1 protein-coding gene is annotated in these 433 nt (G+C 50.1%); it reads right to left on the bottom strand.

Annotation, left to right across the window (positions count from 1 at the left end; all coding sequences use genetic code 11):
• Positions 1-153 precede the first annotated feature (153 nt).
• On the bottom strand, positions 154-433 hold a 280-nt coding region (locus AB2L51_RS15085; protein WP_395583045.1), incomplete at its 5' end, for a transposase.

Below are 433 nucleotides of genomic sequence, written 5' to 3'. Positions count from 1 at the left end.
AACCTTCAATGCCAGCCTACTGCCCCTAAAATCGGGCAAAGACGTCTGTAATTCATGGTTCTTCGAACCCTCCACGTTCGTAATCCCGAACCAGACGCCGCCATCTGGTCACCCAGCCGAAGGTTCGCTCCACGATCCATCTAGGCTCAGGACTCATTCTTTAAGATAGAAGATGACGCTTGCTGCGATGTGGATTACGGACATGAAGGTATGAGTGCCGCGGTCGTATCGTGTTGCCACCCGTCGCCAGTCTTTCAGCTTTGCGAACATGTTTTCGATCAGATGGCGCTTTTTATACAGATGCCAGTTGTAAGGTGGCTTTGATTTCCTGTTCTTCTTTGGTGGAATATAGCCGGTGATGTTCCGGTCTGCGAGAGACTGTCTGATTTTATTGCTGTCGTATCCCCGATCACCGATGACTTCCTCTGTCTCA

Source organism: Acetobacter fabarum (genome assembly GCF_040702925.2).
Classification (GTDB): domain Bacteria; phylum Pseudomonadota; class Alphaproteobacteria; order Acetobacterales; family Acetobacteraceae; genus Acetobacter; species Acetobacter fabarum_B.
The sequence above is the reverse complement of the archived record's forward strand: the minus strand, read 5'-3'. Positions and strand labels throughout refer to the sequence as shown.